Genomic DNA, 16,282 nt, shown 5'->3' with positions numbered 1-16,282 from the left:
TGCCAGGAGGAGCTGTGAAGACACGGAATCGGCTCGCGCTCGCGAGTCTCGTCGCATCCACCGCACTGGCCGTCGCGTTCGTCGTTCCCCTGACGACCGCCAGCGCCCACGGCACGATGTCCGACCCGGCCAGCCGGGTCTACACGTGCAAGCAGGAGGGCCCCGAGAACCCGAAGTCCGACGCGTGCAAGGCGGCTGTCGCCGCCGGTGGCACACAGGCGTTCTACGACTGGAACGAGGTGTCGCTTCTCGACGCGGGCGGCCGCCACCGCCAGATCATCCCGGACGGCAAGCTGTGCAGCGCGGGCCGCGACAAGTACCGCGGCCTCGACCTGCAACGCGCCGACTGGCCGGCCAAGCGCGTCTCCGCCGGGCCGTTGACGGTGACCTACCACGCGTCGGCACCGCACTCGAACAGCAACTTCGAGTTCTACATCACCAGGGACGGCTGGAGCCCGACGCAGCCGCTGCGCTGGTCGGATCTCGTGCACCTGCAGACGTTCAACAACCAGAACCCGACCACGTTCACGAACTGGACGCTGAACATCCCGCACCGCACCGGCCGGCACATCATCTACTCGATCTGGCAACGCGTCGTCGGCAGCGCGGAGGCGTTCTACACGTGTTCGGACGTCGACTTCGGCGGCGGCACGAACCCGCCGCCCACGACCAGCAACCCGACGCCACCGCCCACGACCACCACAACTCCCCCGCCACCGAGCGGAACGTGGGCGGCGGGCACGACGTACCAGATCGGTAACCGCGTGACCTACAACGGTTCCAGCTACGAGTGCACCCTGGCGCACACCGCCATCGCCGGGTGGGAACCGCCGAACACGCCGGCACTGTGGAAACGCCTCTGATGCGGATCTTCCTGCTGTTGCTCGCCTTCGCGGTGTCCGGTTGCGCTCCGCGACCGGACACCGTGTTGCGCGGCGACCCGTTGGACGTGATGTTCCTGCAGATGATGCTCCCGCACCACGAGCAGGGCGTTTCGATGGTGGCGCTGGCGAAGGACCGGGCGTCCGATGAGGAGCTGCGGATGCTGGCCGCGGCGATCGAGTCGACCCAGGTGACCGAGATCGCCACTATGAAGGACTGGCTGACCTCGTGGGGCGAACCGCTGACAGCACCACCGGACTCGCACGCGGGTCACGGAGGCATCCGGCGAACGAAACCCGAGGAGATCGCCCGGCTGCGGGCGTTGCGCGGCGCGGAGTTCGACCGGCGGCTGCTCAACGTCCTCATCGCCCACCAGGACGACGCCGTGCAGATGGCTCGGTGGGAGGCGGGCAGCGGCGCGCACGCGGAGGTGAAGGACCTCGCGGGCCGCATCGAGAAGTCCCGCGGCGCGCAGATCGACATGATGAAGAGGTTCCTCGGCCGCACGTGAAGGGTATCCGGCGGCTTCGGTCCCGAACGCTCACCGAGGAGGCCAGGACATGATCAGCCGCTCACTGCTGCGGCAGCTGCCCGCGCGCGTCGTCACCGGGGCGTACGTGCTGCACTCCGGGCTCGGCAAGCGCAACGCCGACGAGGACACGGCCGGTCAGCTGCACGGCTGGGCCGCGAGCACCTACCCCGTGCTCGGCAAGCTCGACGCACGGCGGTTCACCAGGCTGCTGGCCGCCGGTGAGATCGCGACCGGCGCGGCGCTGCTGGCACCGTTCGTGCCGGCGGCCGTCGCCGGTGCCGCGCTCGCCGGGTTCGCCGGGGCATTGCTCGGTCTCTACGCCAAGACGCCGGGCATGCGGCAGGAGGGCAGCATCTGGCCGACCGAGCAGGGCATGGGACTCGCGAAGGACGTGTGGATGCTCGGCATCGGCCTCTCGCTCGTACTCGACGACGTCACGCGGGAGTGACGCCCGGTTGACGCGCGGGCGGGCCGGGTAGCCGATTCCAGTGACCGAAGAACTTCCGATACCCGACTACGACCAGCTCCCGCTCGGCGACCTGCGGCATCGCATCCGCTCGCTGAGCGAGGAGGAACTGCGGCGCGTGCGTGAGCACGAGCAGGCGCACGGCCATCGCACACCGGTGCTGCAGCTCCTCGACACCCGGCTCGACGAGCTCGCGAAGGGCGCGGAGCCTTCCGGAGGCGATCCTCGCAACACGCCGCCGGTCAGCGGCAGCGCGGGCGCACCACGGGTGTCGCCGCAGCACTCGCCGAACGACAACACGCCGTTGCGTCACGGCGTGCATCAGCAGACGCCCGCACGAGGGCGCTGACTCAGAACCAGGGAGGCCGAGATGCAACCAGTCCCGTTCGTCCCGTGGGTGTGGAGAGACCCGTCCTGGCTCGACAGGCCAGAGCTCGAACCCGACGAGGCCGAGCTCGCGCGGCGGCCCGACACCGGCTTGATCGGCTACGAGGTCGAGGCCACCGACGGCAAGATCGGCAAGATCGACGACGACAACGCCAAGGTGCCCAGCGACTGCCTGATGATCTCCACGGGCCCGTGGATCTTCGGGCGCACCGTGGTGCTGCCCGTCGGCACGGTGCAGCGGGTGGACCACGAGGAGCGCAAGGTCTACGTCGACCGCACCAAGGAACAGATCAAGAACGCGCCCGAGTACGACCCTGACGACCACGAGGACTACCGGCGCCGGACGGGCGACTACTACACCGAGAGCTACCGGGCGATGCCGCCCATGCTCTAGACGTTCCAGGCACGGAAGGGGGCTGCCGGATGAAGAAGGACAAGGCGCTCAACAGGCAGGCCGACATCGAGCGCGTCGTCACCGCACGGTCCGGGCTCGGCGTGCTGGCCGGGATCGCCGTGATCTGGGTGGTGCTGCGCTGGATCAGGCACGGTTAGGCGTCGACACGAGCAGTGACTTCTCGCGGTCGTGCTGCCACTCCACGAGAAGTGCGCTCGCGTCGTCCTGCAGCCTCCCGCTCTGGTGGTCGAGGACACTGCGCATCAAGCGCCGCAACGTCTCGGGTGCCGCGTGGCCGTCGGCCTCGCGGCGGATCACGAAGTCCGCGAACCGCCGCAGGCCGAACTGGCGGCCGCGGACGTCACGCGCCTCGATGATGCCGTCGGTGTAGAACAGCAGCCGGTCGCCGGGCTCGAGGTGTTCGTGGCACAGCACCGGTTTCGAGGGCAGCCGGAAGCCCATCGGCGGCGCCGGGCGGCACTGCAGCTGCCGCAGCCAGCGGCCCTGGCGGATCAGCAGCGGTGGCGGGTGGCCGCGGTTGACCCAGTTCAGCCTGCCGGTGCGGAAGTCGAGGCGGGCGAGCACACCGGTCGCGAACCTCAGGCCGCCGAACTGCTCGCCGATCACCTCGTCCACGGCGACGCTCGTGTCGACCAGGCCCAGGCCGCGCCGCCGATGGGCGCGGCACGTGCCCGTGGCCAGCGCGACGGTGAGGCCGGCCGCCTGGTCGTGGCCCATCGCGTCGAAGATCGACAGGTGCACCACGTCACCCTCGATCGCGTAGTCGACGGCATCGCCGCCGATCTCGTACGCGGGCTCCAGGACGGCTGCCAGCACGAGATTGTCCGTGGCGAACGTGAGTGGTGGCATCAACGGCCACACGACCTCGGAGGCGACCGTCATCGGCCGGGTGCGCACGAGCCGCTGGTAGGTGTCGCTGTGCGGGCGTTTGCTCACCAGGATCAGCGCGAGCAGTGACGCCAGCGCACGCAAGGTGTCCACAGTGGACTTCGAGTCGTCCGGAGCGGCGACGCCCAGTACGCCCAGCCGTTCGGTGCCGTCCAGCAACGGGATCCAGAAATGGTGGTCGACCTCCCGCGCGGTGGTCACCATCGTGAAGTCGCGGAACGCCCTGCCCGCGAGGCTCGCGTCGACGCGGAACGACCGCACCCCGCCGGGATCGAGCGCGACCAGCACCTCCTCGCGCAGATCCGCGAGCAGGATCAGCAGCTCGGAGAACCCCACGGTGGCCGCGCGTTTTCCGACCAGCTCGGGTACCTGCTCCAGGGTGATGAGATGACTGTCCTCGAGCAGGTTGGCGAGCATGGCGAAGGCCGGGTCCGTGGGCGTTCCTCCTTCGAGTCCGTTGTGGACGGATCACGCCGGGCCGGACACCTCCGGCACGGCCAGCACGTCCGGCAGGCACGGCCGCACGCCGAGCACGCCCGTCAGCTCCAGCACCTGCAACGGCCGCAGCACCGCGACGGTGTTCGCGACGACAACGAGCTCGCTTCCCCTGCGCAGGCACTTGTCCTGGTGATCGAGCAGCAGCCTGATGCCACAGGCACCGATGAAGTCCACTCCGGTCAGGTCGACCACCACGGGAGCGGGCGGGTCGACGGAACGCACCGCGCTGCTCAGGCAGTCGGACAGCTCCTCCGCCGTCTCGCGGTCCAGCTCACCGGCGACCTGCACCACCACTGCCGCGCCCACGCTCTCGCGCGTGGTCTGGAACGGAAGCTCGTCGGCGCACATGCGGCAACCTCTCACTGATCGGCGCGACCGCCACACGGGCTGCCTGCTCAACCCGAGTCGACCGTAGCGCAGTACACGTGCATGTGCGGTCTCGCGGGCCGCACATCGCCGATCGGGCCACAGGTTCCCTCGGATGGACCACAGAACGCGGGCGTAGGATCGGACGTCATGCGCACGTCCGGTGTCACCGACGTTGTCGTCGGGATGCACCCGAACGACCACCTCTGCTGGCCCTTCGACGACTTCGCCGAGTTCCGCGCGCGGGCGGCGGAGTTCCTCGCCGACGGGCTGGAGCTGGGGCAGCGCGCCTGTTACGTGGCACGCGGTGACGACCTGGCCACGCATCTGGCAACGGAACCCGTGCTCGCCGAGGCGTTGCGGGACGGCCGCGCCGAGGTCGTCCGCCTGGAGCCGCGCTCTGCGACGGCCACGCCGGAGGAGCAGGTCAAGGTGTACGCGGCGGCCACGCGTGCTGCGCTCCGCGACGGCTTCACCGGACTGCGCGTGGCCGCCGACGCGACCGCGCTCGTGCGCTCACCGGACTCGCTCGACGCGATCTACCGCTACGAGCACCTCATCGACCGGTACATGACGGCGCAACCGTTCTCCGCCATGTGCGCCTACCACCGCGCGGAGCTGCCCGAGCCGACGATCGCGCGGCTCAACTCCCTGCACCCGGTCAACAACGCACGGTGCGCACCGTTCCGCTTGCACGCCACCGAGGACGGCATCGCGTTGCACGGCGAGATCGACAGCGTGAGCCTGGACCTGCTGTCGCTGGCACTGGACAACGCCACCCCCGAGCGCGGGGCCCTGCGCGTCGACGCCACCGGTCTGCGCTTCATCGACCACCACGGCCTGTTGACGCTGCACGGGTACGCGCGCACGAACGCGGCCACGCTGGTCCTCCGTTCGCAGCGGTCCTCACTCACACGCCTGGTCTCGTTGCTCGGGCTGAACGACGTGAAGTGCGTCCGATGACGGGCTTCTACCACCAGACCGCCCTCTACGGCTCGGACGACGAGTTCCTGACGATCGCGGTGCCGTTCGTAGAGGGCGGCCTGCGCGCGGGTCAGCCGACGGTGATCGCGTGCGCCGAGAAGAACACCACGCTGCTGCGCGACGCACTGGGCCGTGACAACGGGGTCACCTACCTGCCGGGCGCCGACCAGTACGCGCGGCCTGCCGACGCGATCGCGAACTACCGCGACCTGTTCGGCGCGTACGCCAGGGCGGGCGCTCCCCAGATCCGCACGATCGGCGACGTGCCGCACCCCGGCTTGGGCGTGCCGTGGGACTGGTGGGGCCGTTATGAGAACGCCATCAACCAGGTGTACGCGGAGTTCCCGCTGTGGGGCCTGTGCCCCTACGACACCAGGATCACCCCGGCCGAGGTGCTCGCCGACGTCGCACGCACCCACGAGTACATCGCCACGGCTTCCGGCGAGCACCTGCCCAACGCCGACTTCGGCAACGGTCTCGCGCTCAGCAGGCTCGTCCCCGACGTGCTGGAACGGGGCTCGCCGCTGGTCACGCTGATCGACCCGACGCCGGCGGCGGTGCGGGAGGCGGTCAACGCCGCGATCGGGGGCACCAGCCTGTCCGACGACGACGCGCACGACGTCGTGTACGCGGCCAGCGAGATCGTCACGAACGGCCTGACCCACGGCGTCGCGCCCGTGCTGTTCCGGCTGTGGGCGGACGCCTCGCGCGTGGTGGTGACGGTGACCGACCGGGGACCCGGCCCGTCGGATCCGCTGGCCGGGCTGGTACCGACCACCGCGACCAGGACGGCCGGGCTCGGGCTGTGGATCCTGCACCGCACGTGCGACTACGTGTCGATGGGACTCGGCGACGACGGGTTCACGGTTCGCGTAAGCGTGGGCGGACCCGGCCAGACGTAAGGCAGGTCGTCGGGCACGTCGGGGAAGTAGCGCCGGTAGTGCTCAGGATCCTTGCGCACCAACGCCGACCGGTGGCTGCGATGCACCGCCTCGTCGCCCAGCCAGCCGGGCAGCTCCCCCGCCGCGGCGAGCTCCTCCTGGGTGCGGATCACCGTGATGTTCCTGGCGCGCGCCAGATCCGACCGCATGGTCGCCTCGCACGTGTCCAGAAACCCCGCGGCCCTCCACTCGGCGCAGATCTCCAGGCCGTACCGCACGAGCGCTTCCTCGTACCCGGCCCACATCTTCACCGCGGGATGGTGCCGCCAGCCGTGGCCGGGCACGATCAGCGCGCGGTGCACCTGCAAAGTCTCGACCCGTTGCTTGCCGAGCCGCCGGCGGTCCAGCACGCGCGCTGTCGCCGCAAAGTCCGGGTAGGGCAAGAAAGTCTGCATCTAGTGCCGTGGCCTCCAGTATTTGCCTGGTATTTCGACGTTCGGACGGGCGCATCGTGGTGCCGGCCCCACGTCCTCATACTGGATGTATGTGGGCGTGGGGCCGGTGCCGCGAGGCGCCCTGCTGAGCGCCGGAAGACGCGGCGAAGATTGGTGGTCGCGGCACTAGAGAACGAACCTCGCCGCCTCCGCCGCCCGCTCCTTGTCCACGTGCACCTCGTACCGCTGCGCCTGCAACGTCATCACGCTGGAGAAGTCCCGCTTCCCACGCGTGCTCCAGTGCGCGACGAACCCGAAGACAGCACCCCAGAACGCACCGATCACCAGGCTGACCAGCAGCAGCCACACCCAGACCGCACCGGCGGTGAACAGGCCGAACAACAGCCCGACCAGCACACCGAACCAGGCACCGCCACCCGCGCCCGCTGCCGCCGCCCTGCCGCGCGTCATGCGGCCGGTCACCTGCTCGACGGTGCGCACGCCCTCGCCCACGATCCGCACGCTCTCCACCGGGAAGCCCTCGTCCGACATCCGGTCGACGAGCCGCTGGGCCTCGAGGTAGTCGGAGAAGCTCGCCAGCAGGCTCGACTCGGTCACCCTCTGTTCGATTTCCACACCGGACGACTACCCCCGCGCGCGACGGGCAAACAGCGACCCGATCACCAGCAGCACCGCCCCCGACGCGAGAAACGCCAGGTCGTACGCCAGTTGATCAGGTCCTGGCCGCACGTGGTGGATGCCGAGGATCTGGTGGTCCACCACGCCTTCGACCAGGTTGAACACACCCCACCCGGCGAGGATGCCACCCAGCAGCACCCGGTCGGGCAGCGGCGCGCGCCGGTTCAGCAGCGCCACCCCGACGAGTACGAACACCAGGCACAACAGGTGGAACAGGCCGTCGCCGACCATCATCAGCCGCATGTCCTCGCGCGGGTACCAGCCCGAGAGCATGTGGTGCCAGCCGAGCAGCTGATGCGCCACGATCCCGTCCAGGAAGCCCCCGATCCCCACGCCCAGCACCAATGCCGCGATCATCAGCCCACCACCGTCCGCACGAGCAGGAACAGGTTCAGCGCGGAGATCACCAGAGCCGCCGCCGCACCGGCCATCGTCACGCCGCGCCGGTTCACCGACGCGCCCATCACGTCCCGCCGTCTGGCCAGCAGGACCATCGGCACCAACGCGAACGGGATCCCGAACGACAGCACGACCTGGCTCAGCACCAGCGCCTTCGTCGGGTCCACGCCGAACGCCAGCACCGCGAGCGCGGGCGCCATGGTCACGGATCGCCGCAGCCACAACGGGATCCGGCGGCGAAGGAAGCCCTCCATCACCACCTGGCCGGAGTACGTGCCCACGCTCGACGCGGCGAGCCCGGACGCCAGCAACGCGAGCGCGAACGCCAGTGCCGCGCCCGGCCCGAGCAGCTGCCCGAGCCCGGAGTGCATGTCCTCCAACGACTCCCGCGGCGCACCGGCCTGGTGGAAGGCGCCGGCCGCGACCACGAGCATGCTCACGTTCACCGTCGCGGCCACGCCCAGCGCCACGAGGATGTCCGTGCGGCTGGCCCGCAGCACGCCGCGGACGTCGCCCGGCCGGTGGTGCCGCTGCGTCAGCGCCGAGTGCAGGTAGATGACGTGCGGCATGACGGTGGCGCCGAGCATGCCGGTGGCGAGCAGCACGCTGTCGACCCCGGCGAACCCCGGCACGAGCCCGGCCAACGCTCCGGTCAGCGGGCCGAGGTGCAGCGTCTGGTAGAGGAAGCCGCCGAGCACGATCGCGAGCAGGCCGATGATGACCGACTCGAAGCGGCGGCGACGCAGGGGCGCCATGGCGAGGATGCCGAACGACACCACCGCCGTGATCAGGGCCGCGGGCAGCAGCGGCACGCCGAACAACAGGTTCAGCGCCACCGCCGCGCCCACGAACTCCGCCAGGTCGGTGGCCATCGCCACCAGCTCCGCCTGCACCCACAGCATTCCGGTGACCGGACGCGGGTAGTGCTCGCGGCAGAGCTCCGGCAGGTTGCGGCCGGTCACGATGCCGAGCTTCGCCGACTGGTACTGGATGAACATCGCCAGCAGGCTGGCGCTGACGATCACCCACAACAACAGGAATCCGTGCGCCGCACCGCCCGCCATGTTCGTCGCGAAGTTGCCGGGATCGACGTAGGCGACCGCGACGACGAACGCCGGACCCATGACGACGGCCGTCGACCGGACGCGAGCTGGCACCGTGATGCCGGCCATCAGCACACCCTCCTCACGTGAGCTTGCGGATAGCCTTCTCGATCAGCCCGAGGTTCGCCGGGCTGGTGGCGTACAGCAACGGGTCGGGCTTCGGTGCCGATGCCTTGCCGCCCAGCGGTTCCGGTTCCATCACGTAGGAGAACTCGTGCACGCCGTCCGGTGCGGTGCCGGACGCCCAGCCGCCCTCCGCCCCGGCGCGGCCGTCGGAGTTGTGCCAGATCGTGCCCGCGTGCTCGGCGTACTCCTCGTCGAACAGCGCGCTGGGCGAGATCGGGCCTTCGAGGCCGTCTTCCTGCAGTTCCTCGATCGCGGCGAGCCACATGTTCTGGTGTGCCGTGTCGCGCGCGAGGTTGAACTTCAGCATGTCGCGCACGCCCGTGTCGTCGGTCATGTTGTACAGCCGTGCGGTCTGCAGCCTGCCCTGCGCCTCGGCCGCGACGTTCGCGCGGAAGTCGGCCATGAGGTTGCCGCTCGCGACGATGAAGCGGCCGTTCCAGGGCACGCCGTTGCTGTCGGACAGCGTGGGTCCGCCCCCGCTCACGATCGCCTGCTGCGGGTCCATGCCGCCGATCACCGCCGCGATGACGGGGTCGTCGGCGACCGCCTGGGCGGTCACGTCGGCGGGTGCGTTCTCGAGCAGCCGCGCGACCATCGTCGCGATCATCTCGACGTGACCGATCTCCTCGGTGGCCACGTCCATGATCAGGTCCTTGTACTTGCCCTCCATCCGGCAGTTCCAGCCCTGGAACAGGTATTGCATCGTCACGGTCATCTCGCCGTACGCGCCGCCGATGAGCTCCTGGAGCTTGCGGGCGTAGTGCGCGTCCGGGCGATCGGGCTTCGCCTCGAACTGCAACCTGCTGGTGTGCAGGAACATCGCGCCTCCTTGCTCGTGGTTCACCGCGAAGCTAGGCAGGGCCCGTGACTCGAACGGCTCGGTGCCGGCACGCGCACGACACCGGCGCGTCACCGCCGCTGGTCAGGACGGAGCAATTTCGCCGCGAAGGTGTGTGAGGGCGCAACTACCGGGCACTCGGGCAACCATGACGAGGTTGCACATCCAGCTGCTCGGCGGCTTCCGGTTGGACTGCGGCCCTGGGCCGGTCCACGTCGTGCCCGGAGCGCGGAGGTTGCTGGCACTGCTGGCGTTGCGCGACTCACCGGTGCCGCGCCGGGTCGCCGCGGCACTGCTGTGGCCGGACACGACCGAACGCAGGGCGGGTGCGTGTCTGCGCTCCTCGTTGTGGCGGCTCGTCAAACCGGAGACACCACTGATCGTGGTCACCGAGGACGCGCTCGTGCTCGGCGCCGAGGTCGACGTCGACTTCCGGCGGGCCTGCGCGTTCGCCGCCGCGCCCGGCGCCAGCCCCGAGGCGGTGACGATGCTCAAGGCCGACCTGCTGCCCGGCTGGTGGCAGCCGTGGGTGGAGGCCGAGCGCGACTGGTGGCATCAGGCCCGGTTGCGCGCGTTGGAGGTGCTCAGCGACAGGTTCCGGGTGTCAGGGGATCGTCATCACGCGTACCAGGCCGCGCTCGCCGCCGTGCAGACCGATCCGTTGCGGGAGAGCGCGCACCGCACGCTCGTCGAGCTGCACCTGGCGGACGGGAACCCGGCGCAGGCCGTGCGCCAGTACCAGAGCTACCGGACGCGGCTGCGGGCCGAGCTGGGCCTCGAACCGTCGAGTCACATTCACGAGCTCGTGCGGCCGCTGCTGCGGTGAGGTTCGAGACGGTCCCCGGCGGGCTACTCCACCGGCATGGACCACAGCAGAGCACCGGTGCTGGAGGCGTTGCAGGAGTTCCGCGAGCGCGGCTACGTGCCGTTCACGCCGCCGGGGCACCGTCAGGGCAGGGGTGTCGACCCCAGGGTTCTCGACGTGCTGGGCCGGGAGGTGTTCGAGGCCGACGTGATCGCGTTGAACGGCCTGGACGACCGGCTGATGCGCGGTGGCGTGATCGAGCACGCGCAGGAGCTGATGGCGGACGCGGTTCACGCCGAGCACGCGTTCTTCTCGACGTGCGGCAGCTCGCTGTCGGTCAAGAGCGCCATGCTGTCGGTGGCCGGGCCTCACGAGAAGCTGATCGTGCCGCGGCACGCGCACAAGTCCGTGGTGTCCGGGCTGATTCTGAGCGGGGTCTGTCCGGTGTGGATCAGCCCGGACTGGGACGCCGAGCGGCACCTGGCCCATCCACCGGGCGCGGACCGCGTGCGCGAGCTGTTCGAGGCCGAACCCGAGGCCAAGGGCATGCTGCTGGTCACGCCCACCGACTACGGCACGTGCGGTGACATCCGGGCGATCGCCGACGTGTGCCACGAGTTCGGCAAGCCGTTGATCGTGGACGAGGCGTGGGGCGCGCATCTGCCGTTCCACGACGACCTGCCGCCGTGGGGCATGGACGCGGGCGCCGACGTGGTCGTGACGAGCGTGCACAAGTCCGGTGCCGCCGTGGAGCAGAGCTCGGTGTTCCACCTGCAGGGTGACCTGGTCGACCCCAAGGCGCTCAAGGCTCGTGAGGACCTGCTCGGCACCACCAGCCCGACCTCGCTCGTCTACGCCACCCTCGACGGCTGGCGCCGGCAGATGGTGCAGCACGGCGAGCTGCTGCTGACCGCCGCGCTGGCACTGGCCGAGTCGACCCGGTCCGTCATCGAGCGCCTGCCAGGACTGCACGTCATGGAGTTCGGCGGCCTCGTGCACTCCTTCGACCCGCTGAAGGTCGTCATCGACGTGTCGGGGCTGGACATCAGCGGCTACCAGGCCACGGACTGGCTGCGCGAGCACCAGCGGGTCACGCTCGGGCTCTCCGACCACCGCCGGATCGTCGCCCAGTTCACCCAGGCCACGACCACCGCTCGGCCCAGAAGCTCGTCGAGGCGTTGCGAGCGTTGACCGAGGCCGGTCTGCCCTCGCCCAAGCCCGTCGACCTGCCTTCGCCGGACGAGCTGCAGCTGGAGACGGCGATGCTGCCGCGCGACGCGTTCTTCGCGGAGGTCGAGCAGGTGCCGGCGGACCGGGCGGCCGGGCGGATCTCCGCCGAGATGATCACGCCCTACCCGCCCGGCGCGCCCGCGGTGCTGCCCGGCGAGGTCATCACCGACGACGTGCTGGACTACGTGCGCAGCGGACTCGCCGCCGGCATGCAGCTGCCCGATCCGGCCGACCCGGAGCTCAAGACCGTGCGGGTCGTCAGCTCCCGCGCCCGGTCTTCTGCTGCAACCGGTCGATGAGCTGCGACGCCTCCACCTTGGTGAGGTCGTCCGGTACCTCCTCGCCTGCTTCCTGGGCGAGGGTGTGCAGGTAGGACTCCTGAGGACCGGTCATCGGCTCGTCACCGGTCGTCCAGTCCCGCGGGTCCTTCTCCGGCGTGCGGTTCATGACCACCCCTTTCACTCGAACGTGCGTTCGAGATACCCGGGACGGCCGTGAATCATGCACGCAACGTGACGTCACCCGGCCTGGACGGGCTCGGCACGAGCATCGGACGCTGCACGTGGGCCAGCAGGCGGTGGGCGACCGTCAGCAGGGTCCGCGCCTCCATCCGCTCGCTGTAGCCCAGGTGCTCGTCCGCCGCCTCCACGCAGGCGAGGGCCTGGGCCGGAACAGCGGTGCCGGTCGCCGCGCAGTCGGCCAGCGCCTCGCTCAGGTACTTGCGGGCCTCGTCCGCTTCGATGTTGGTCAGGGCTGTGCAGACGGCGTTGTCCAGTTTCTCCAACGCGGTCACGCGCAGCTGTTGCAACGACATGTCGTCGAGGGTCATCGCTCGCCTCCACAGCCGAATCCACGCGCCGACTGCTTGACGCATCGGGACCGAGTACCCGGCTCGAGACCCCTCAAACCAGGATTTCACCGGACCCGGCTACCGTGTCCGGATGCGTGCGACCTGGCGCGAGATCAACGCGCGGCGGTGGATCTCCGAGCTGTCCGACCGGATCGGGATGGCCGGGTGGACGGCGCTCGCCGTCACACCCGCGCTCGCGGCCGAGGTCGACCAGCACGGCGCGGCGGTGCGGGACATCCTCGTGCTCGGTGTCGAGGGTGCCGGCACGGTGGGCGCGGTCGTGCTGCTCGCCGCGTACGGACGTGGACTGCTCGACAACGCGGTCGACTCGGACTGGACGCCGACGTCGTGGCTCGGCGTCCGGCTCATGGCGGTCTGCCAGCTCGCGCACGCGCACGACGTGAAGCCGCTGACAGACGACGTGTACGCGCTTCCCGAGCTCACGTGAAAAGAGGCGCACCCCAGCGGGTGCGCCTCTCTCTGGAACATCTGTCAGCGGTCCTCAGGCCTCCGCGCGCCGAGCACCGGGTCCTCCACCGGAACCTCTCGCGGGGTTGTGGTGACCGGCTCGGCCGACGTGACCGGCGTGGTCTCGGCACCGGCTCGCACCGCGTCCTCACGGCCGCGCTGGTAGGCCTCCGCCTGAGCCTGTGCCTGCGGCAGCTCCTGCTCCGCGCGTCCCAGCCAGCCTTCCCAGCGGTCCTGCATCGGACGGATGAGACCGCCACCCACGCCGACGACGAGGATGCCGCCGGCCGTCGCGAGCACCGCGATCAGCACCGGTGTGGTCACCGTGGTGGCGACACCGATCTGGTTCAGCGCTGCGATGATGCCCAGCGCCCAGATGAAGATCGACGCGATGTTGGCCAGCACGCGTCCGTAGGACAGACCACCGAGCGCGCCACCGATGAAGTCCTTGGCGGCATTGGCGATCGCGCCCGCCACCACGACGATGATGATCGCGACCGCGGCCTTCGGCAGCCACGCCACGATGCCGGTCAGCAGCACGGAGACGGGGTTCGGACCCCACACTCCGAACGCGATCTGCAGCGTGATCAGGATCAGCGCGTAGTAAACCAGCTTCGCGAGCAGGTCAGACGCGTCGTACTTGGTGCGCGACAGCATCTGCCGCACACCGCCGCGCTCGACGAGCCGGTCGAACCCGACCCGCTCGAGCACCTTGTCGACCAGCTTGGCCACGGCTTTGGCGACGAACCAGCCGATCAACAGGATCAGCAGGAAGGCCGCGAGCTTGGGCACGAACGTGATGACCGCGCGCCAGGCGTCGGTCAGCCCTTGCCCGAAGTCCATGTCGAGCTCCCTTCGCACGGGCACCCGGCCGGGTCACCCGACCAGGCAATACCCGGTGCGGGCGACCTTCACACGGATCTCACGGCACTAGGAGACCTGACGCAGCTCGCGGTCGCTCGCCACGAGGTGTTCCCACGTCCGCCCACGCTGACTGGGAGGGGCCGACCCGTCCGCGGTGCACACCGGGTACACCAGACCGAAGGGAACCGGTTGATCGAATTCGTCACCGGTCCGGACGTCCACCAGACGACGCACGTGTGCCATCACAACCACTCCCTCGCGTGTGAGCGGCTTCAGCCGTGGGTTTGGGATCACCGAATACCCGGCGAGCAGCACGAACATGCGTTGTACCGTTGCGACATAAGAGTGAAAGCACTGTCCATTGTGGACTAACGCACGGAGATCGTCAGGGTGAACGTGCCGTTGTGAGGAACCGTCAGGATGTGCATCCTCCGTCCGGGATAGGTGATCGTCGACGCCGGCCGCAGTGACGGATTCAGCTCCTGCGCCCAGTCGAACCGGAACGTCACCCTGCCGCGGGTGAGCGTGAGCCCGCGCGAGTCGAGCGCAGGGGTGTCGGAATCCCTTACCACCAACGGAATCTGCTCGGTCGCGGCCGCGTTCGCCCGCACCGACCGCGTGATCCGGTCGCCCACGGTCACCTGGGTGACCACCGAGCCCGACGGCGTCCGGTAACGGAACCGGTACGGCTCACCACCGAGGAGCTCGGCCTGCTGCGGTCCGTTCGAGTCCGGGACCTGTCCCGGGAACACGGTCGCCCAGCACGCGTGGTTGTTGTTGTTCACGGACTGCACGATCGTGCCCGCGACCGGGTGCCACAGGAACGTCAGCCCGGTGCGCGCCAACGAGGTCGCCCGCCGCGTTCCGAAGTACCCGCCGAGGTAGAACTGAGGCCTGCGCACGAACAGGAAGTCCTGTCCTTGATCACTGCGCCGCTCGGTGAAGTGCGCCCGCTGGTACGGCAACCGCGCGATCGCCGCTGTCCGTTCGGAACGGCTCGGGTAGCGCTCGCCGTAGATCGCGTGGGCCAGGATCCGCGGTGACGTGTCGGGCTTGGTCAGTGCCGGCACCGGAGCCGGGTCGGCGGCCCACTCGGCTCGTGCGGCGGCGAGGTCCTCCCGGCTCGGCACGAACGCGGCCAGGTCCGGCACCTCCGGCACGAACTGGTTGTTGAGCGCGGTCCGTTCAGGATCGGGCCGGACGTCGGCGTAGAACTTCGAGGACGTCCGCGAGTTCGGCGCGATGTTCGCGAACCAGCCGGACCCGTCCGGTTCACGGAGCAGGTTGTAGCCGAGCCAGCCGGTGTACTTCCGCGCCATGTCGACGAGGTTCGCGTCCCCGGACTGTCGCCACGCGTCGGCCAGCTCCGGCAGCATCACCTCGAAGTTGTAGTTGGTGTCCGCGCCGCTCTCCTCGTAGAAGTAGCCGGCCGGACTCTGCCCCGTCGCCGCCAGCCGTGCGAACGCCTCGGTCAGCCGCTGCCGCAGCACGGGATCCGGGTCCTGCTTCAACGCGAGCGCCGACCCGGCGAGACCGGCTGCCGTCTGGTTGGCCCAGGTGAGCGGCGACTGCCAGACGGTGCCGTTCGAGCCGTTGAGGAACCACGTCATCGCGAGCCGCAGCGACGCGGCGATCTGGGCCTGCCGTTGGGGCAGCACCCCGGCCCGGCGCAGCAAGGCGTTGGTCTTGCTCAGGTAGCCCATGGCGAACCCGGTCGCCGCCAGTGAGTGTTGATCGCGCGAGTACTCCGGCCACGAGCCGTCGGCGTGCTGCAGTCCGAGGTAGTGGCCGAGCCCGGCGTCGAGCGCGGCGAGCAGGTTCGCGTTGCCGCGGTAGGGGTTCCACGAGCGGGACTGCGTGGCGAACCACGCCAGCGTGTACACGTGCTCCTGGACCCGGGCGTTGTAGGACGCCGCCGGGTTGCGCCACCAGCCGCCGGCGAAGAAGCCGCCCGGCTCCATGTCGGCGACCATCGGCGAGACCAGCATCAGGTACGGCGCGAACCGTTGCTCCTCCGGGGCGAACGGGCGCCGGTCCGGCGTGACGGGCGGCGGCGCGGGCAAGGCGTGCGCCGGCACGGGCAGGGCGGCGAGCAGTCCGATCGCGGTGGCACCGGTGATCAGGCTGCGACGGCTGAATGCGTTCACGGGCCTACCTCCTTGGCCGA

The 16,282-nt window shown here is 69.9% G+C and carries 24 protein-coding genes; 12 read left to right on the top strand and 12 right to left on the bottom strand.

Translation table 11 applies throughout. The features are described from left to right. Positions 1-14: 14 nt before the first annotated feature. Genes ABFX45_RS04190 through ABFX45_RS04165 form a run of 6 tightly spaced genes read left to right on the top strand, consistent with a single transcriptional unit; the run spans position 15 to position 2,819 of the window. A complete protein-coding gene (locus ABFX45_RS04190) occupies positions 15-863 on the top strand; it encodes a lytic polysaccharide monooxygenase (protein ID WP_109636662.1) in 849 nt (282 codons plus the stop codon). Next, complete coding sequence (locus tag ABFX45_RS04185; RefSeq protein WP_346127725.1) at positions 848-1,393, top strand: DUF305 domain-containing protein; 546 nt, start codon at positions 848-850, stop codon at positions 1,391-1,393. Before ABFX45_RS04190 ends, ABFX45_RS04185 begins: the two co-directional genes overlap by 16 nt. A gap of 49 nt (positions 1,394-1,442) precedes the next feature. Next, the gene (locus ABFX45_RS04180) at positions 1,443-1,862 is read left to right on the top strand and encodes a hypothetical protein (protein ID WP_109636661.1); all 420 of its coding nucleotides are present in this window, start codon (positions 1,443-1,445) and stop codon (positions 1,860-1,862) included. A 40-nt stretch (positions 1,863-1,902) separates the two neighbouring features. Then, positions 1,903-2,229, top strand: coding sequence for a DUF8129 domain-containing protein (locus ABFX45_RS04175; RefSeq protein ID WP_211337331.1), 327 nt, complete (start codon positions 1,903-1,905; stop codon positions 2,227-2,229). Positions 2,230-2,250: 21 nt separating this feature from the next. Then, positions 2,251-2,661 (top strand): PRC-barrel domain-containing protein, encoded by a 411-nt coding sequence (locus tag ABFX45_RS04170; RefSeq protein WP_346127722.1) that lies wholly within the window; start codon positions 2,251-2,253, stop codon positions 2,659-2,661. 29 nt (positions 2,662-2,690) lie between these two features. Then, positions 2,691-2,819, top strand: a complete 129-nt coding sequence (locus tag ABFX45_RS04165; RefSeq protein ID WP_346127720.1) for a hypothetical protein — start codon at positions 2,691-2,693, stop codon at positions 2,817-2,819. On the opposite strand, the gene ABFX45_RS04160 is transcribed toward ABFX45_RS04165, so the two are convergent. Further along, a complete protein-coding gene (locus tag ABFX45_RS04160) occupies positions 2,806-3,987 on the bottom strand; it encodes a PP2C family protein-serine/threonine phosphatase (RefSeq protein WP_109636658.1) in 1,182 nt (393 codons plus the stop codon). The genes ABFX45_RS04165 and ABFX45_RS04160 overlap by 14 nt on opposite strands. 51 nt (positions 3,988-4,038) lie before the next feature. Then, complete coding sequence (locus tag ABFX45_RS04155) at positions 4,039-4,416, bottom strand: STAS domain-containing protein (protein WP_112225417.1); 378 nt, start codon at positions 4,414-4,416, stop codon at positions 4,039-4,041. A gap of 168 nt (positions 4,417-4,584) precedes the next feature. Between ABFX45_RS04155 and ABFX45_RS04150 the strand changes: the two genes are divergently transcribed. Both ABFX45_RS04150 and ABFX45_RS04145 read left to right on the top strand, forming a co-directional pair. Then, positions 4,585-5,397, top strand: coding sequence for an MEDS domain-containing protein (locus tag ABFX45_RS04150; RefSeq protein ID WP_346127717.1), 813 nt, complete (start codon positions 4,585-4,587; stop codon positions 5,395-5,397). After that, positions 5,394-6,320 (top strand): sensor histidine kinase, encoded by a 927-nt coding sequence (locus tag ABFX45_RS04145; protein ID WP_109636655.1) that lies wholly within the window; start codon positions 5,394-5,396, stop codon positions 6,318-6,320. Before ABFX45_RS04150 ends, ABFX45_RS04145 begins: the two co-directional genes overlap by 4 nt. Here ABFX45_RS04145 and ABFX45_RS04140 read toward each other — a convergent pair. The 5 genes from ABFX45_RS04140 to ABFX45_RS04120 all read right to left on the bottom strand — a co-directional run bounded on the left by ABFX45_RS04140 (position 6,248) and on the right by ABFX45_RS04120 (position 9,880). After that, the gene (locus tag ABFX45_RS04140) at positions 6,248-6,754 is read right to left on the bottom strand and encodes an MSMEG_6728 family protein (RefSeq protein WP_109636654.1); all 507 of its coding nucleotides are present in this window, start codon (positions 6,752-6,754) and stop codon (positions 6,248-6,250) included. The genes ABFX45_RS04145 and ABFX45_RS04140 overlap by 73 nt on opposite strands. A 165-nt stretch (positions 6,755-6,919) precedes the next feature. Next, on the bottom strand, positions 6,920-7,351 hold the full coding sequence (locus ABFX45_RS04135; protein ID WP_233441869.1) for a YflT domain-containing protein: 432 nt from the start codon (positions 7,349-7,351) through the stop codon (positions 6,920-6,922). 27 nt (positions 7,352-7,378) lie between these two features. Then, positions 7,379-7,789, bottom strand: coding sequence for a DUF2243 domain-containing protein (locus ABFX45_RS04130; RefSeq protein ID WP_112225419.1), 411 nt, complete (start codon positions 7,787-7,789; stop codon positions 7,379-7,381). After that, complete coding sequence (locus ABFX45_RS04125) at positions 7,789-9,003, bottom strand: Nramp family divalent metal transporter (protein ID WP_109637065.1); 1,215 nt, start codon at positions 9,001-9,003, stop codon at positions 7,789-7,791. Before ABFX45_RS04125 ends, ABFX45_RS04130 begins: the two co-directional genes overlap by 1 nt. Positions 9,004-9,016: 13 nt before the next feature. Then, complete coding sequence (locus ABFX45_RS04120; protein WP_109636651.1) at positions 9,017-9,880, bottom strand: manganese catalase; 864 nt, start codon at positions 9,878-9,880, stop codon at positions 9,017-9,019. A 166-nt stretch (positions 9,881-10,046) separates the two neighbouring features. On the opposite strand from ABFX45_RS04120, the gene ABFX45_RS04115 reads away from it, so the two are divergent. Genes ABFX45_RS04115 through ABFX45_RS46830 form a run of 3 tightly spaced genes read left to right on the top strand, consistent with a single transcriptional unit; the run spans position 10,047 to position 12,232 of the window. Further along, positions 10,047-10,724 (top strand): AfsR/SARP family transcriptional regulator, encoded by a 678-nt coding sequence (locus ABFX45_RS04115; protein WP_109636650.1) that lies wholly within the window; start codon positions 10,047-10,049, stop codon positions 10,722-10,724. A 36-nt stretch (positions 10,725-10,760) separates the two neighbouring features. Beyond that, positions 10,761-11,894 carry an aminotransferase class I/II-fold pyridoxal phosphate-dependent enzyme gene (locus tag ABFX45_RS04110; protein WP_487047083.1) on the top strand — a complete coding sequence of 378 codons (1,134 nt, stop codon included), beginning with the start codon at positions 10,761-10,763 and terminating at the stop codon, positions 11,892-11,894. Continuing rightward, positions 11,882-12,232, top strand: coding sequence for an Orn/Lys/Arg family decarboxylase (locus ABFX45_RS46830; protein ID WP_487047082.1), 351 nt, complete (start codon positions 11,882-11,884; stop codon positions 12,230-12,232). Before ABFX45_RS04110 ends, ABFX45_RS46830 begins: the two co-directional genes overlap by 13 nt. On the opposite strand, the gene ABFX45_RS04105 is transcribed toward ABFX45_RS46830, so the two are convergent. Next, a complete protein-coding gene (locus ABFX45_RS04105; protein ID WP_109637064.1) occupies positions 12,192-12,380 on the bottom strand; it encodes a DUF3072 domain-containing protein in 189 nt (62 codons plus the stop codon). The genes ABFX45_RS46830 and ABFX45_RS04105 overlap by 41 nt on opposite strands. 52 nt (positions 12,381-12,432) lie before the next feature. Next, positions 12,433-12,762 carry a hypothetical protein gene (locus ABFX45_RS04100; protein ID WP_109636648.1) on the bottom strand — a complete coding sequence of 110 codons (330 nt, stop codon included), beginning with the start codon at positions 12,760-12,762 and terminating at the stop codon, positions 12,433-12,435. A 112-nt stretch (positions 12,763-12,874) separates the two neighbouring features. On the opposite strand from ABFX45_RS04100, the gene ABFX45_RS04095 reads away from it, so the two are divergent. Further along, the gene (locus ABFX45_RS04095; protein ID WP_109636647.1) at positions 12,875-13,231 is read left to right on the top strand and encodes a DUF6401 family natural product biosynthesis protein; all 357 of its coding nucleotides are present in this window, start codon (positions 12,875-12,877) and stop codon (positions 13,229-13,231) included. A gap of 44 nt (positions 13,232-13,275) precedes the next feature. Here ABFX45_RS04095 and ABFX45_RS04090 read toward each other — a convergent pair whose 3' ends face one another. From ABFX45_RS04090 to ABFX45_RS04080, 3 genes are all read right to left on the bottom strand, one after another. Then, a complete protein-coding gene (locus ABFX45_RS04090; protein WP_109636646.1) occupies positions 13,276-14,094 on the bottom strand; it encodes a mechanosensitive ion channel family protein in 819 nt (272 codons plus the stop codon). A gap of 87 nt (positions 14,095-14,181) precedes the next feature. After that, positions 14,182-14,436: a hypothetical protein gene (locus ABFX45_RS04085; RefSeq protein ID WP_109636645.1), complete on the bottom strand. Its 255-nt coding sequence runs from the start codon at positions 14,434-14,436 to the stop codon at positions 14,182-14,184. Between the two features lie 47 nt (positions 14,437-14,483). Continuing rightward, entirely contained in the window at positions 14,484-16,262 is a 1,779-nt protein-coding gene (locus tag ABFX45_RS04080) for a hypothetical protein (protein WP_346127710.1), read from the bottom strand. Between the last annotated feature and the right edge of the window lie 20 nt (positions 16,263-16,282).

It is taken from the genome of Lentzea roselyniae, from assembly GCF_039537795.1.
GTDB classification, from domain to species: Bacteria; Actinomycetota; Actinomycetes; order Mycobacteriales; family Pseudonocardiaceae; genus Lentzea; species Lentzea atacamensis.
Note: the sequence above shows the minus strand (reverse complement) of the source record. Positions and strands in the feature narration are given on the sequence as shown.